Origin of the sequence: Isoptericola halotolerans, assembly GCF_003003075.1 — a bacterium.
GTDB classification, from domain to species: Bacteria; Actinomycetota; Actinomycetes; order Actinomycetales; family Cellulomonadaceae; genus Isoptericola; species Isoptericola halotolerans_A.
The window spans coordinates 198,135-210,102 of the sequence record NZ_PVTX01000007.1; the positions used below are offsets into that span (position 1 = coordinate 198,135).

Here is an 11,968-nt window from a genome sequence, read left to right on the forward strand (position 1 = left end):
CGTCGGCGCGGCCCCTCCCCTCTGGGCCGCAGGTCCGGTCGGCGCGAGATGACGCGCCCGCCCCGCCCTGCCGCGCCGCGCTCGTCCCGGCGCGGCCACGTCTGCTCGAGAGGGAGCCCTCCGCGTGCCTCGTCCGCACCTGCTCGCCCTGCCCGCTGCCGCCGCCGTGCTGGCGCTCGCCGCCTGCTCGTCCGGGGCCGACGCCGCGTCGTCGACGCCCGGAGGGACGTCCGACGAGACGTCCGCCCCGGCCGCGGCCGGTACGCAGTACCCGCTCACGCTCGACAACTGCGGCACCGAGGTGACTTTCGACGCCGCGCCGGAGCGTGTCGTGACGATCAAGTCCTCGACCGCCGAGACCATGCTGGCGCTCGGGCTCGGCGACCGGATCGTCGGCGCCGCGTTCCTCGACGGGGCGGTGCCGGAGTGGCTCGCGGCCGATGCCGAGGGCACCGCCGTCGCCGAGCCCTTCAGCGACGAGGTGCCCGGCACCGAGGCCGTGCTCGAGCTCGAGCCCGACCTGGTCTACGCCGGCTGGGAGTCGAACGTGTCCGCGGACGGCGCCGGCGACCGCGACACCCTGGCGTCGCTCGGGGTGAACACCTACGTGGCACCGGCGGCCTGCAAGGACCCGGCGTACATGCCGAACCCGCTCACGTTCGAGGACGTGTGGGCCGAGATCCGCGAGGTCGGCGCCGTCTTCGACGTCGCCGAGCAGGCCGAGGCCGTCGTGGCGGAGCAGCGCACGACGCTCGACGCGATCACGCCCGACGACCGTGGCCTGGACGCCCTCTGGTACTCCTCCGGCAGCGACATCCCGTACGTGGGTGCGGGCATCGGCGCGCCGCAGATGATCCTCGACGCCGTCGGGCTGGCCAACGTCGCGGGAGACGTCGAGGACACGTGGACCTCGATGGCGTGGGAGGAGATCGTCGACGCCGACCCGGACGTCATCGTGCTCGTCGACGCCGCCTGGAACAGCGCCGAGGACAAGATCACGCGGCTCGAGGAGAACCCGGCGACCGCACGGCTCGGGGCCGTCCAGGACGAGCGGTATCTCGTCGTGCCGTTCCCCGCCTCCGAGGCCGGGGTCCGCAACGCGGACGCCGCGCAGGACCTCTCCGAGCAGCTCGCCGGGATCGACATCGATGGTTGAGACGGCCACGCGCACCCCCGCCGCGACCCCGGCAAATCCGGGGACGCTCTCGCGGCGATGGTTGCTCGTGTGGCTCGCGGGGACGACGGCGGCGCTGCTGGCCACCGTCGTCGTGACCGTGGCGATCGGCCCCGCCGGGCTGACGCCGTCGGACGTGGCGCAGGTGGTGGCCACACGCGTCGGGCTCGGCGACCTGCTCGGCCTCGCGGCACCGGACACGCTGGCCGACGGCATCGTGTGGCAGCTGCGGATGCCGCGGGTGCTCACCGCCGCCGCGGTGGGCGCCGGGCTGGGGGTGTGCGGCGTCGTCATGCAGTCGCTGACCCGTAATCCGCTCGCCGACCCGTACCTGCTCGGCCTGAGCTCGGGGGCGTCTTTCGGGGCGGCGTGCGTGCTGGTCCTCGGCCTCACGGCCGTGCTGCCGGTCGCGGCGTTCGTGGGGTCGACGGCGGCGCTCGTCGCGACGCTGGCGCTCGCCTCCGCGTCGGGGCGCGGTGCCGGCGGGCTGTCCCCGGCCCGGACGGTGCTGGCCGGGCTCGCGGTGTCCCAGCTCGCCGCCGCCGCGACGAGCTTCGTCATCTTCTGGTCCGCGAAGGGCGACCAGTACCGCGAGATCCTGTCGTGGCTGCTCGGCTCGGTGGCCGGGGCGACGTGGACGTCGGTCGCGGTGGCCGGCGGGGCCGTGCTCGTCATCGGCACCCTGCTGGCCTCGACCGGGTCCGTGCTGGACGCCTTCACGTTCGGCGACACGTCGGCGGCCGCGCTCGGCGTCCCCGTGGCGCGGGTCCGGTGGGGGCTGCTGCTCGCGGTGGCGCTGCTGACCGGTGCGCTGGTGTCGCAGTCGGGCGCGATCGGGTTCGTCGGCCTGATCCTGCCGCACGCCGTCCGGCAGCTCGTCGGCGCGCGGCACCGCGCGCTCCTGCCGCTGTCCATGCTCTGCGGCGCGACGTTCCTGGTGTGGGCGGACACCCTGGCCCGCACCGTGTTCGCCCCCCGCGAGCTGCCCGTGGGGATCGTCACCGCTGCGATCGGCGCACCGGTGTTCGCGGTGCTGCTCTGGAAGGGACGGGCCCGCTCATGACGCAGACCTCCGAGCGCTCGGCTCCCGCCCGCACCGCGCAGGCGCACCCCGCGGCCGGGCAGGACGGGACCAGCACGGCCGGCCTGGCGGCGGAGCGGGTGCGGTGGTCGGTCGGCGGACGGCTGATCCTCGACGACGTCGACGTGACCGCCCCGCCCGGCGCCGTGACCGGGCTGCTCGGCCCCAACGGGACGGGCAAGTCGACCCTGCTGCGACTGGTCGCCGGCGTGCAGGCGCCCAACGGCGGGCGGGTCGCGCTGAGCACCGCCGCCGGCGACGAGGACCTGCTCGCGATGCCGCGCCGTCGTCGGGCCCGGACGCTGGCGTTCGTGGAGCAGGACGCCGCCACCGAGCTGCCGGTCACGGTGCTCGACGCCGTGCTGCTCGGGCGCACCCCGCACCGGTCGCTGCTCGCGGGACCCACCGAGGAGGACCACGCGATCGCCCGCGCAGCGCTGGACCGCGTCGGTGCTCTGCCGTTGGCCGCCCGCGAGGTCACCACGCTGTCCGGCGGCGAGCGACAGCGCGTCCACATGGCGCGCGCCCTCGCCCAGGCACCCCGGGTGCTGCTGCTCGACGAGCCCACGAACCACCTGGACGTGGCCGCGCAGCTCGCGACCATGCGGCTGGTGCGCGGGCTCGCCACCGAGGGCGTCACCGTGCTGGCCGCCCTGCACGACCTGTCGCTGGCCGCGGCGACCTGCGACCACGCCGTCGTCCTGGCCACGGGACCCGCGGGCCACGTGGTCGCAGCCGGGCCGGTGGACGAGGTGCTGGTACCGGAGGTGATCGACCCTGTCTACGGGGTGCGCACCACGGTGCTGCGGCACCCGCGCACCGGGCGGCCGGTGCTCACGTTCGACGAGCGCTGACCGACGGAGCCGTGCGCGCCACCCGCCAGGCCCAGGCCACCAGCGGCACCTGGAGCGGGAGCCGACCCCAGGCCACCGACGGTTTCCGCGCCCAGGAGCGCGCACCGGGGTGGGAGTCGAGCGCCATCTTGACGTTCCCGGGGAAGACGGCGACGAAGAGGGCGGCCGTGGCCAGACCGCCGACCCGGCGGGTGGCCGGCACGGCGACCGCTGCCGCGCAGGCGAGCTCGGCGACCCCGCTGCCGTAGACCCAGGCGCGGGGCGAGCCCAGGGCAGGCGGGATCAGCGCGTCGAACGCGCGGGGACGCGCGAAGTGGAGCGTTCCGGTGACCGTGAGCGCGGCCGCCAGGCTGCCGGCGAGGACGTCGGTGTGTCGAGGCATGCGAGCGAGGCTATCCGTACGCCGCACCGGTGGCGTCCGTCGGGCAGGATGGTGGCATGGCTACCGACCTCTGGATCACCGGTGACGCGGACACCGACAGGCTGCTGAGCGACGACCCGTTCGCGCTGCTGATCGGCATGCTGCTCGACCAGCGGACTCCGTAACCACCAGGTATCACTGCAGGTCAAAGCCGTTCTCCGTGGATCGGAGAGTTCCGGTCCCACTCGTGGAGCCGGAGATGGCTCACATCGATGTGCTTCACCTCATGGAGCCGGACGGCGCATCCGCGACGAGCGCTCCAGCTCGGGCAGTCCCAGCCTGAACTCGCCCATCGAGTCGGCCGTGCCAGTTGACGTTCTGCTGCCGGGTTGAGGCCGGACGACCCTCGTCGACTCTCGCCTGGGACACCACCGCACTTGATAGCAAGATCGCCAGCCGACACACTCTGTGACCGTGGAGATGGCCAAGGTTAGGTTTCGGCTCGATCGCAGCGAAGACGGTTGGCCCCCGGCCGACTCCGAAGGCCTCTGGGCGGAACCGTTGGGCAACGGGCGCTACCGCCTGGACAACACGCCGTGGTTCGTCCGCGGATCATCCGCGGACGACGTCGTCAGCGCCGTCGCCGACGAAGACGGGGTTCTGTGGTTCTCGCAGACGCTCGAGTTCGGAGGGCGACAGACCATCCGCGTCATCCCCCGAAGCGACGGACCGTTGAGCGGTGACAGTCGAGCAGTTCTCGACGCATTCTCCCCTCTGAACGTGACGGGCGAGAGTCTTGGCGAGCAACTCAAGATCGTCGCCCTCGACCTCGGCCCTGACGTCGACGTCGCGGCTGTCAAGCAACTCTGCATCCAGGGCAAGACCGAACGATGGTGGCACTACGAAGAGGGAAACGTCACCCCCGAGTGGCTTGGCCTGTGACGAAGGGCAGGATGGAGGCATGGCTACCGACCTCTGGATCACCGGTGACGCGGACACCGACCAACTGCTGAGCGACGACCCGTTCGCGCTGCTGATCGGCATGCTGCTCGACCAGCAGTACCCGATGGAGCACGCGTTCGCCGGGCCGCGCAAGATCCTCGACAGGTTCGGCACCCTGGAGCCGTCCGCGATCGCGGACGCCGACCCGGACGAGTTCGTCACGATGGCGACCACTCCCCCAGCGATCCACCGGTACGGACGCTCGATGGCAGGCCGCGTCCAGGCGGTGGCCCGCGCCGTCGTCGACGCGTACGACGGCGACACGTCCCGGATCTGGACCGACCCCGGCCCGTCCGGCGAGGCGCCGACGGGAGCCGAGGTGCTCCGGCGTCTCCACGCCCTGCCAGGTTACGGCGAGCGCAAGGCCAAGATCTTCCTCGCCCTGCTCGGGAAGCAGCGCGGGGTCGAGCCGGCCGGCTGGCGGGAAGCGGCGGGCGAGTTCGGAGAGCCGGGCTCGCGGCGCTCGATCGCCGACGTCACCAGCGCCGAGGCTCTCCAGGAGGTCCGCGCGTTCAAGAAGGCGGCCAAGGCCGCCGCGAAGGAGACGAAGTGAACGACGGCACGACGACGGAACGCCCGGAGCACTCCCAGGGCGGCACGTACACGGTGGAGGGTCAGGAGTTCGTGCGCGACGCGAACTACATCTCGACCCGCATCACGCGAGACGGCGAGGACGGCTACGCCGTGGAGGCGGACCGCTACCGGTTGATCGCCGCGCGCGCCTGCCCGTGGGCCAACCGTTCGATCATCGTGCGCCGGCTGCTCGGCCTGGAGGACGCGATCAGCCTCGGCATGCCGGGCCCGACGCACGACGAGCGCAGCTGGACGTTCGACCTCGACCCCGGCGGTAAGGACCCCGAGCTGGGGATCGAACGCCTGCAGGAGGCGTTCTTCGCCCGCGACCCGGAGTACCCGCGTGGCATCACGGTGCCGGCGATCGTGGACACGCGCGACGGCGCCGTGGTGACGAACGACTTCGCGCAGATCACGCTCGACCTCTCGACGGAGTGGGCAGCCCACCACCGTGAGGGCGCCCCGCGGCTGCTGCCGGAGGACCCCGCGGAGCGGGACGAGATGGACTCGGTGATGCGCCGCGTCTACACCGAGGTCAACAACGGCGTGTACCGGTGCGGGTTCGCCGGCTCCCAGGAGGCCTACGACGAGGCGTACGAACGGCTCTTCACCGCGCTCGACTGGCTCGAGGAGCGGCTGACGACCCGGCGATTCCTCCTGGGCGACGCCATCACCGAGGCCGACGTCCGGCTGTTCACCACCCTGGTGCGGTTCGACGCCGTCTACCACGGCCACTTCAAGTGCAACCGGAACAAGCTCACCGAGATGCCGGCCCTGTGGGCCTACGCGCGCGACCTGTTCCAGCTGCCCGGGTTCGGGGACACCGTCGACTTCGCCCAGATCAAGGAGCACTACTACGTGGTGCACACCGACATCAACCCGACGCGGATCGTGCCCGCCGGCCCCGACCTGCGCGGCTGGCTCGACCCCCACGGCCGGGAGTCGCTCGGTGACGACCCGTGGGGCGGCGGCACACCACCGGGACCAGTGCGCGACGGCGAGCAGGTGGCCGCGGGGCACAGCCCGCTCTCCCCGGCGTGACCCAGCCGGGCCCGCGGGCGCACTACGACGAGTCCTGCTGATCTTCCCACTCGAAGTACTGCTCCCACGCGTCGTCCCGCTGCTCGGACTCGTCGCTCTGCGCCAGCATCGCGAGCCCGACGCAGGCCGCCATCACCACGGCGAGGAGCACCGCCGGCCGGACCGCGCCGGCGTCACCGACGAAGAACCGGGAGCCTCCGAGGACGAAGAAGAGGAAGAAGAGCACCGAGGCGACGGCCAGCAGCCCCGTGACGATCGTCAGGACACCGGGGCCGTCCGCGGGGGGCGTCATCCGCGCACCACCGGGTGCAGAGGGCTGGAACCGCCCTCCTCGGCCGCGGCGTGCGCCGCCTCCGGGGCCGTGTAGGAGGCGTAGGCCAGCAGCTCGACCAGCTCGTCCTCGACGGCGTCGACCATGTGGGCGTGCAACGTGTCGACCTCCACGGACACGACCTCGTCGTGGTCCGGCGGGAAGATCGTGTACCGCCAGGTGCTCACCAAGGCCTCGCTGCGCGCGTCCACCGTGTCGATCACCTGCTCGACGAGGCGCCCGACGTTGCTGGTGCCCTCACCGACGTCGTACGACGAGACGGTGACGTCCTTGATCCGAGGCATCTTGCGCGCCTGCTTGACGAACGTGCGGTAGGCCTTGTCGACGTCTCCCCGCTCGGCGAAGGACCGCACGAGGAGCATGGCGACCGGCGACCGGTCGTGGTGGGGAGGGAACCACAGACCCGCTCCCCATGCTTGGCCGTCTGCCGTCGCGCGCTGGTCGTGGTCGCGGACCGCGCCGAGCACCCGTTCGTCGTCGTCACCCCCGGCGATCTGCGCGGCGACGTCCGCCCATCCAGGGCCGTCGAGCCCTGCCGTCCAGAACACCCAACCGTCGCGGGGCGCGAAGGTGAAGACCGGGCCGTCCTCCCACGGGGCTCCCATCACCGCCCCCACGGGGGGACGTCGCGCGCCAGCAGCGTGGTGTGGCCGACGATGTCCCCCGTCGTGCCCTGGACGAGATCCGGGAACATCGCGGTGTCGACCACGAGGTCCGCCACCACACCACTCCTCATCCACCTCGAGACCGTGGGTCCGCACCGTCGCCCACGTCGTCGGCCCGACACTACCGGTCGGTCCGGCTCGCGCCGTCGTGCGACCTGGGCCGCTAGGCTCGGGCGTCATGGACTCCCTGCTGCCCCTCGGTACCGCCCCGCGCCCCGCGACGGGTGACGACCTCGCCGCCCGGCTGCGCGACACCCTGCGCGACGCCGGCCGCGGCCAGGTGCACGGCCTCGACGAGGCACGGATCGAGGCGAACCTCGACGGCGCCGACGTGCACTCGCTGGAGCTCGACCTCACCGGGGTGGCCGTCGGCGTCCCGGCGCAGGGCTCCGCGGCGGAGGCGCCGTCGTGGGAGCCGGACATCGTCTCCCGCGACGAGGCGGTGCTGCGGACGCTGCGCCTCGAGGCGCACCCGCTGACCGCCGTCGACCTCCCGGTCGACCTGGCCGCCGAGCTGCAGGGCGTGCGGTTCGCCTGGGTCGCCGGGGCGGACGGTTCCGTCGGCGCGGAGATCGTCGAGCCGTCGGAGGACTCGCCGGTGACCGGGAGCGCCCGTCTCGCGGTCTCGCGCGAAGGGCTCGCCGGCACGGTGCGCGGGCTGCTCACCGTGGCGCTGGCCGGGAACGGGATCCAGCTCACCGACTTCGACATGCAGATCGACCAGACCGGTCCGCGGGACGCCGCGATCGCCATCGAGGCGTCGATCAAGAAGGGCATGTTCCTCTCGGCGAAGATCACCGCGACGGCGTCCGCGGCGGTGGACGCCCACATGGTGCTCACCGTCGGCGACGTCCAGCTCTCCAGCGGCAACCCGATCGTCGGCGCGCTCCTCGGAGCGGTCAAGGGCCGCGTCGAGGCGGTCGCCGGCCAGCGCATCGACCTCGCGGAGGCGCTCCCCCCGGGCGTGCGGCTGACGGACGTCCGGCTCGACGTCGGCGACGAGATCGTGGTCTCCGCCCAGCTGGGCTGAGGACCGGCTGTCCGGCGCGGTACGGACGCGGCTCACACCGCCACGACGAACGACAGCGACGCGACCGCGCCGGCCACCGTCCGCACGTGGTTCCACCGCAGCCACGGCCCCACGAAGCGCTGCCACTCGGCGCCGGGATCCTCGGCAGCCTCCAGACGCTCGTTGAGCGGCACGTTGCCGAACCCGGTGACCCCGAGGATCCCGACGACCGCAACGACGGCCCCGGTCACCGCCCACACCGCCCCGGGTGCCGAGGTCACCAGCCCGACGACGGCGCCGGCCACCGGCAGGCCCACCGCGGCCAGCAGCAGCACCATGAGCGGCGGCCGCAGGGCGTCGCGGTTGATGGCGCGCATGGCGGCGCCGCCGTCCTCGGGCGTCAGGCGCCGCAACCCCGCCATGACGAAGGCCGAGAACGCGTAGAGCACCCCGCCGGCGAGGCCGGTCGCGACGGCGGCGCCAGCGACGAGCACGTCGTACGCGGTCATGCGCCGGGCGCCCAGTCGGCGGCCTCACGCGTGGCGTACTCCCGGAAGTCGCGCGCGGGCCGACCCAGCGCGCGCTCCACACCGTCGGCGACGAACGAGCCGCGACCGTCCAGCACCTCGGTGAACAGGTACTCCAGGAGGCCGGTCTCCTCGGCGGGGACACCCATCGCCGTGAGGCCCCCGGTGAACTCCGCCATGGTGATCGGCACGTACCGCAGGTCGCGCTCTGCGGCGGCGGCGATCTCGGCGACGGCCTCGCCGAACGTCAAGGCCCGCGGTCCGGTCAGCTCGTAGACGTGGCCGGCGTGGGCGTCGTCGGTCAGCGCTTCGACGGCCACCTCGGCGACGTCCTCGAGGTCGACGAACGGCTCGCGCACGTCCTGGACGGGCAGCGCGAGCTCGCCCTGGAGCAGCGGTTCGAGCAGGAAGCTCTCGTCGAAGTTCTGCGCGAAGAAGGCGCAGCGCACCACCGTCCGCGCGGGCAAGACCTCGGCGACCATCCGCTCGGCCCGCTGCGCCTCGGTCTCGCCGCGCCCGGACAGCAGCACCAGCCGCTGCACCCCGGCGTCCCGGGCGGCGACGGCCAGCCGGGTCACCGTCTCGGGCGCTCCGGCGACCGCGAGATCCGGCGCGTAGGCGACGTAGACGGCGGTGGCTCCGTCGAGCACCGCGGCCCAGGTGGACTCGTCCGCCCAGTCGAACCGGAGCCCGGCGCTCCGGGACGCGCGGCGCACGGGGACGCCGAGCGCGTCGAGCCGGTCGGCGACGCGTCGTCCGGTCTTGCCGGTCGCTCCGAGGACGACGACGGTGCCGCCGTCCGCTGCCGCTGCAGTGGACGGGTCGAGCGTGGGCTGCTGCTGAGACATCAGGACCTCCGAGGAAGGGTGAGTGGGCATCCCTGAGTCAACCGGCCACAGGTGAGACGATCCATGGCCTGGGCGCTCTGGTTCATACGCCAGCGTCTCGTCATCCTGCCCGCACCGGTCTACCCTGACCACATGGACGTCGTCTCCGGCCTGCTCGACGGTCCCCGCGCGCGGGGCGCGTTCCTGCTGCGCAGCCATCTGCGCGCCCCGTGGGGCATGCGCATCGAGGACGAGGCCCCGCTGACCATCGTCCCCGTGCTGCGCGGATCGGGCTGGGTGGGCCCCAGCGGTTCCGGGGACGACGCCGGCACCACCGTCGAGGCGGGCGACGTCGTGCTACTGCGCGGGCCCGAGCACTACGTCGTCGCCGACTCCCCCACGACGGTGCCCACCGTGGTGGTCGGGCCGAGCGACGTCTGCCGTGCGATCGACGGCGGGCCGTCACCGATGACCGTGTTCGGGGTGCGGTCGTGGGGCAACGACCTCGACGGCGAGACGGTCATCATCACCGGCACGTACCCGCTGGACGGTGCCGTCGGGCGCCGCCTCCTGCGCGTCCTGCCGCACCGCGTGGTGCTGCGGCGCGGCGACGTCGACCCCACGCTGGTCGACCTGCTCGCCCGGGAGGTGGTGCAGGACCTGCCCGGTCAGGAGGCGGTGCTGGACCGGCTCCTCGACCTGCTGCTCATCACCTGCCTGCGGGCCTGGCTCGACCACCCGCAGGCGCCGGGCTGGTACCGCGCCGACGCCGACCCCGCCGTCGGCGTCGCGATGCGCCTGATCCACCACGACCCGGCCCGGCCGTGGACCGTCGAGGCGCTGGCCGACGAGGTCGGGCTGTCGCGCGCGGCGTTCGCCCGCCGGTTCACCGAGCTCGTCGGCGAGGCTCCCATGACCTACCTGACCGGCTGGCGGCTCGACCTCGCCGCGGACATGCTGCTCGCCGACGACGCGGCCACGCTGACCTCCGTGGCGCGTGCGGTCGGCTACGCCTCGCCGTTCGCGCTGAGCACCGCCTTCAAGCGGGTCCGGGGCGTGAGCCCTGCCGAGCACCGCCGTCGGACGGCAGCTGTTTCGACCGCGGCGGTCAACGCCCGGTGAGCCGCCAGTTCGCGGCGGCCGAGGCGAGGACGACGCCGGCGGCCACGACGGGCACGGCCAGCGCGGCGGAGGTGCCGACGGTGTCGGCCAGCGCACCCGTGGCCGCCGCCGCGATCGACTGCCCGAGGATGACGGCCGAGCCGAGCATCGTCATCACCGTGGTGCCCCGACCGTCAGGGCTGCGCTCCGAACCGTGCGAGTAGACCGTCACCAGGCTCGGACCGATGCCCAGCCCGGCGAGGAGCAGGCCGGCGATCAGCACGCCGGTCGACGGCGCGGCGGCCACGACGACGGCACCCACCAGCAGCACGACGGCGAAGGTCAGCCAGCGCGCGCGCAGGCTGAACCGCGCCGGGAAGGCGGACACGGCCAGCGCCGACACGACGGACCCGATGCCCATGAACCCGTAGAGCAGCCCGGCCTGCTCCGCGTGGCCCGCGTCGCCGGTGTACGCCGACATGGCCGTGAGCACGGAGCCGAAGAACAGCCCGACCCCGACGAACCCGGCGACCAGCACCAGGACGCGCGGGCGGAACAGCTCGCGGGCGGGAGCCTGCCCGCCCGACGCGACACCCGGGTCGGACGCCGCGGGCGTGGTGCGCGCCGTCGTCGTGCGGGCGCTGGGGTGCAGCGCGAAGGTGCCGACGGCGAGCGCCGTGAGCGCGGCGGCGGCGACCATCGGCGCCGTGGGCCCGAGCGTCGCGGCGAGCAGCCCGACCACGAAGGGCCCGAACACGAACACGATCTCGTCGACGGCGGACTCGTACGACATGGTCCGGCTCAGCACGGCGGGACGGCGTCCCGCCGGGAGCCGGGACCGGATGACGCCGACGAGCCGGCTGCGCGACATCGGCGGCACCTGCGGGGAGGTGGCGCCGATGGCGAAGGCGATCGCGAGCACCAGTGCGTCGGACGCCGAGGAGTAGACCACGGCGGTCAGGGCGAGCAGCAGCACGCTGTGGACCGCGGCCGTCGCCAGGAGGACCCGCCGCTGCCCGGCCCGGTCGGCCCACGCGCCGACGAGCGGTCCGATCGCCGCACCGCCGAGCCCCACCATGCCCGACGTCGCGCCGCCGAGGGTCAGGGAGTCCCGGCCGGCGACCACGAGCGTCAGCACGCCGACGACCATCATCGCGAAGGGCAGGCGCGCCACGAACGCGAGCGGGAAGTAGGTGCGGCCCATGGCCTCGACGAGGGTGGGGCCGTCGCTGCCGGGCGCCGGCGGGGCGCCGGCCCGGGACGTGGGCGGGTACTGCGTCAGGGTCATGTCCGTCGGTCTCCTCCGGTGCGGCACAGCCGCACGATGCGTCGTGCCGCCGTTGGCGCGAGGAGCACCCGGTAGATACACAAGCCTGTTCAGGTCACGTTGCCGACCCGCCACGACGGTACACCGGTGCGCTC

The 11,968-nt window shown here is 73.5% G+C and carries 14 protein-coding genes and 1 pseudogene; 9 read left to right on the forward strand and 6 right to left on the reverse strand.

The genetic code is table 11. The annotated features are described in order from the left end of the window. The first annotated feature begins 124 nt into the window (after nucleotides 1–124). The 3 genes from BCL65_RS11635 to BCL65_RS11645 are packed head-to-tail and all read left to right on the forward strand — an operon-like array spanning nucleotide 125 to nucleotide 3,109. Nucleotides 125–1,156 (forward strand): putative F420-0 ABC transporter substrate-binding protein, encoded by a 1,032-nt coding sequence (locus BCL65_RS11635; protein ID WP_106268177.1) that lies wholly within the window; start codon nucleotides 125–127, stop codon nucleotides 1,154–1,156. Then, entirely contained in the window at nucleotides 1,149–2,237 is a 1,089-nt protein-coding gene (locus BCL65_RS11640) for a putative F420-0 ABC transporter permease subunit (protein ID WP_106268179.1), read from the forward strand. Before BCL65_RS11635 ends, BCL65_RS11640 begins: the two co-directional genes overlap by 8 nt. Then, nucleotides 2,234–3,109, forward strand: a complete 876-nt coding sequence (locus BCL65_RS11645) for an ABC transporter ATP-binding protein (RefSeq protein ID WP_106268181.1) — start codon at nucleotides 2,234–2,236, stop codon at nucleotides 3,107–3,109. The genes BCL65_RS11640 and BCL65_RS11645 overlap by 4 nt, the downstream gene beginning before the upstream one ends. Here BCL65_RS11645 and BCL65_RS11650 read toward each other — a convergent pair. Further along, nucleotides 3,090–3,491: a DoxX family protein gene (locus tag BCL65_RS11650; protein ID WP_106268183.1), complete on the reverse strand. Its 402-nt coding sequence runs from the start codon at nucleotides 3,489–3,491 to the stop codon at nucleotides 3,090–3,092. The genes BCL65_RS11645 and BCL65_RS11650 overlap by 20 nt on opposite strands. 56 nt (nucleotides 3,492–3,547) lie before the next feature. Between BCL65_RS11650 and BCL65_RS11655 the strand changes: the two are divergent. From BCL65_RS11655 to BCL65_RS11670, 4 genes and pseudogenes are all read left to right on the forward strand, one after another. Beyond that, nucleotides 3,548–3,652 (forward strand): annotated as a pseudogene (locus tag BCL65_RS11655) (HhH-GPD-type base excision DNA repair protein); the annotation flags it as partial. Between the two features lie 298 nt (nucleotides 3,653–3,950). Then, complete coding sequence (locus BCL65_RS11660; RefSeq protein ID WP_243401028.1) at nucleotides 3,951–4,412, forward strand: DUF4265 domain-containing protein; 462 nt, start codon at nucleotides 3,951–3,953, stop codon at nucleotides 4,410–4,412. A gap of 19 nt (nucleotides 4,413–4,431) precedes the next feature. Beyond that, nucleotides 4,432–5,025: an HhH-GPD-type base excision DNA repair protein gene (locus tag BCL65_RS11665; RefSeq protein ID WP_106268187.1), complete on the forward strand. Its 594-nt coding sequence runs from the start codon at nucleotides 4,432–4,434 to the stop codon at nucleotides 5,023–5,025. Further along, on the forward strand, nucleotides 5,022–6,086 hold the full coding sequence (locus BCL65_RS11670) for a glutathione S-transferase family protein (RefSeq protein ID WP_106268189.1): 1,065 nt from the start codon (nucleotides 5,022–5,024) through the stop codon (nucleotides 6,084–6,086). The genes BCL65_RS11665 and BCL65_RS11670 overlap by 4 nt, the downstream gene beginning before the upstream one ends. A gap of 22 nt (nucleotides 6,087–6,108) precedes the next feature. On the opposite strand, the gene BCL65_RS11675 is transcribed toward BCL65_RS11670, so the two are convergent. Beyond that, complete coding sequence (locus BCL65_RS11675) at nucleotides 6,109–6,378, reverse strand: hypothetical protein (RefSeq protein ID WP_106268191.1); 270 nt, start codon at nucleotides 6,376–6,378, stop codon at nucleotides 6,109–6,111. After that, nucleotides 6,375–7,022: a hypothetical protein gene (locus BCL65_RS11680; RefSeq protein ID WP_125206537.1), complete on the reverse strand. Its 648-nt coding sequence runs from the start codon at nucleotides 7,020–7,022 to the stop codon at nucleotides 6,375–6,377. Before BCL65_RS11680 ends, BCL65_RS11675 begins: the two co-directional genes overlap by 4 nt. 238 nt (nucleotides 7,023–7,260) lie before the next feature. Here BCL65_RS11680 and BCL65_RS11685 point away from each other — a divergent pair, with 238 nt between their 5' ends. Continuing rightward, nucleotides 7,261–8,112, forward strand: coding sequence for a hypothetical protein (locus BCL65_RS11685; protein WP_106268194.1), 852 nt, complete (start codon nucleotides 7,261–7,263; stop codon nucleotides 8,110–8,112). A 32-nt stretch (nucleotides 8,113–8,144) separates the two neighbouring features. Here the strand turns inward: BCL65_RS11685 and BCL65_RS11690 are convergent, their stop codons facing one another. Both BCL65_RS11690 and BCL65_RS11695 read right to left on the reverse strand, forming a co-directional pair. Continuing rightward, nucleotides 8,145–8,600, reverse strand: coding sequence for an anthrone oxygenase family protein (locus BCL65_RS11690; protein ID WP_106268196.1), 456 nt, complete (start codon nucleotides 8,598–8,600; stop codon nucleotides 8,145–8,147). Next, nucleotides 8,597–9,466 (reverse strand): SDR family oxidoreductase, encoded by an 870-nt coding sequence (locus tag BCL65_RS11695; RefSeq protein ID WP_106268198.1) that lies wholly within the window; start codon nucleotides 9,464–9,466, stop codon nucleotides 8,597–8,599. The genes BCL65_RS11690 and BCL65_RS11695 overlap by 4 nt, the downstream gene beginning before the upstream one ends. A gap of 132 nt (nucleotides 9,467–9,598) precedes the next feature. Here BCL65_RS11695 and BCL65_RS11700 point away from each other — a divergent pair, with 132 nt between their 5' ends. Further along, entirely contained in the window at nucleotides 9,599–10,567 is a 969-nt protein-coding gene (locus BCL65_RS11700) for an AraC family transcriptional regulator (RefSeq protein WP_106268321.1), read from the forward strand. On the opposite strand, the gene BCL65_RS11705 is transcribed toward BCL65_RS11700, so the two are convergent. Next, on the reverse strand, nucleotides 10,554–11,834 hold the full coding sequence (locus BCL65_RS11705) for an MFS transporter (RefSeq protein ID WP_106268200.1): 1,281 nt from the start codon (nucleotides 11,832–11,834) through the stop codon (nucleotides 10,554–10,556). The genes BCL65_RS11700 and BCL65_RS11705 overlap by 14 nt on opposite strands. Nucleotides 11,835–11,968: the final 134 nt, after the last annotated feature.

Coding starts and splice junctions, on each gene's coding strand:
- BCL65_RS11640 (WP_106268179.1), top strand. CDS start 1,149: ATGGTTGAGACGGCCACGCGCACCCCCGCCGCGACCCCGGCAAATCCG.
- BCL65_RS11645 (WP_106268181.1), top strand. CDS start 2,234: ATGACGCAGACCTCCGAGCGCTCGGCTCCCGCCCGCACCGCGCAGGCG.
- BCL65_RS11650 (WP_106268183.1), bottom strand. CDS start 3,491: ATGCCTCGACACACCGACGTCCTCGCCGGCAGCCTGGCGGCCGCGCTC.
- BCL65_RS11660 (WP_243401028.1), top strand. CDS start 3,951: ATGGCCAAGGTTAGGTTTCGGCTCGATCGCAGCGAAGACGGTTGGCCC.
- BCL65_RS11665 (WP_106268187.1), top strand. CDS start 4,432: ATGGCTACCGACCTCTGGATCACCGGTGACGCGGACACCGACCAACTG.
- BCL65_RS11675 (WP_106268191.1), bottom strand. CDS start 6,378: ATGACGCCCCCCGCGGACGGCCCCGGTGTCCTGACGATCGTCACGGGG.
- BCL65_RS11680 (WP_125206537.1), bottom strand. CDS start 7,022: ATGGGAGCCCCGTGGGAGGACGGCCCGGTCTTCACCTTCGCGCCCCGC.
- BCL65_RS11685 (WP_106268194.1), top strand. CDS start 7,261: ATGGACTCCCTGCTGCCCCTCGGTACCGCCCCGCGCCCCGCGACGGGT.
- BCL65_RS11690 (WP_106268196.1), bottom strand. CDS start 8,600: ATGACCGCGTACGACGTGCTCGTCGCTGGCGCCGCCGTCGCGACCGGC.
- BCL65_RS11695 (WP_106268198.1), bottom strand. CDS start 9,466: ATGTCTCAGCAGCAGCCCACGCTCGACCCGTCCACTGCAGCGGCAGCG.
- BCL65_RS11700 (WP_106268321.1), top strand. CDS start 9,599: ATGGACGTCGTCTCCGGCCTGCTCGACGGTCCCCGCGCGCGGGGCGCG.
- BCL65_RS11705 (WP_106268200.1), bottom strand. CDS start 11,834: ATGACCCTGACGCAGTACCCGCCCACGTCCCGGGCCGGCGCCCCGCCG.